General features: G+C 57.6%; 1 protein-coding gene. It reads right to left on the bottom strand.

The window, feature by feature from the left end:
• Nucleotides 1-628 precede the first annotated feature (628 nt).
• Complete coding sequence (locus tag JIN81_RS18735; protein ID WP_234045598.1) at nucleotides 629-1,471, bottom strand: SMI1/KNR4 family protein; 843 nt, start codon at nucleotides 1,469-1,471, stop codon at nucleotides 629-631.
• Between the last annotated feature and the right edge of the window lie 75 nt (nucleotides 1,472-1,546).

Genomic DNA, 1,546 nt, shown 5'->3' with positions numbered 1-1,546 from the left:
TTGTGTGTGCCCAGCATGGGCGCGTTGTAAATGGGGTTCAAGTCCCCTGTAGGAATACCAGAAATGAAACGAAACTACCATCTGAAGCCAACTCGTGAAGCGTGACCGACACGGGGAAGGAAGGCTAGGAGAAACCTGCGAGCTGATGGACAAGAATCGCATAGAAGGCCGACACGGCACGTCGAGGTGGCACAAGCAAGCGACGAATAGGAGCGCGGTAGACCTCAAGAACTCGTCTGGTTTAGTTACCGTGGAGGTAAATGCGGCGGTTGTGCAGGGAAGCATCGTGCCCTTACCCGGGGAGATCTCACCGCCGCGAGGTGGTGAGAAGTCAGCAGAGGCCATAGTAGTCGAGAGAACGAGCCGGAGCGCGAAGGAGCGCGTCAAAGTTGCCGGAGGTCTCAGCTCGATGAAGGGCCGAACCGAACAGTGCCCTAACCGCGGAATGGACGCCCCAGCCGACAACGCCGGAAGGCGAGGCATGGACGAGAGCCGTTCCGATGGGAAGCATGTGGGCATCGAGCGCGGGCTTCGGCCCGCACGTGGTCGGAACCGCCCAGTACGGACCCGTACGCTGGGTGGTGTGGGACCCGTGGCTGGCTCTCGTTAGTCAGTCACGGGGACCCGATTATGCCTTGGTTGTTTGTGGGCGTCGCGTGAGCAACCTGTGAAGCTCCGCAGTCTTGTTCTTCGTAGTGTCAATAACTCCTCGATCCCCATCAATCCAGTAATCAAGCAGCCAGAACTCAGGCCCGATGTAGCAAAGCTCCTGCCACGCGGCCAAGAACTCAGAGAATGAGGGCGAGATCACGCTACTCTCATCATCGTCGTGAACGAGGTAGACCACCGACGGATCTTCAGCATCGCTCTCAGGATCTAGACCGAGGCAGTCACCGTTGCCGACATGCAGGAACACTGCGCATCTGCACCAAAGCTCCAAGCCTGCCTTGCCGAGAACAGCCGCCATGTCTTCGTCGCCAGCGTCGGCACCCGAGTTGCCCGGGTAGATCTGTTCAGCATGCTCGAATCGTGCGCCCCCGTAAATGTAATCGTTGTCCTCGAACACCTCGTTTAGGCTCGGCAGCTCGTCAGGCGACGGAGTCCAAACGTAGGGACAATTCACTCTAGCAGAGCCCTCACTCCAAAGTTGCCGCAAAGAAGCCGGCAACCCATTCGACCAGCGGTCAGCCAGCGTATCAATCTGCTGAGACTCGAGTGGCGGATCGATCTCAATGGTGATGTCGATCTCACCGGGTAGCATCCGGAGGCCTTCCGAAAACGCCCTCACGCACTCAGTCCAGTCGTGGTAGTTCATCGCGAGGATTTTTTTGGCATAACGTTGAAGGACAGGCGGCGCCGGGCCTTGAATCGGCGCTTCCGAATCCTGTTGGAGGTAGTGAATCACCAGAACAGATTTTCGACAAGGCCGCTGGTAGGCGTCGTCCTGCTCTGACTTGTGTGTGCCCAGCATGGGCGCGTTGTAAATGGGGTTCAAGTCCCCTGTAGGAATACCAGAAATGAAACGAAACTACCATCTGAAGCCAAC

This window comes from Haloferula rosea (assembly GCF_016595525.1).
GTDB classification, from domain to species: domain Bacteria; phylum Verrucomicrobiota; class Verrucomicrobiia; order Verrucomicrobiales; family Akkermansiaceae; genus Haloferula; species Haloferula rosea.
This window is presented reverse-complemented; position numbering and strand designations above follow the sequence as displayed.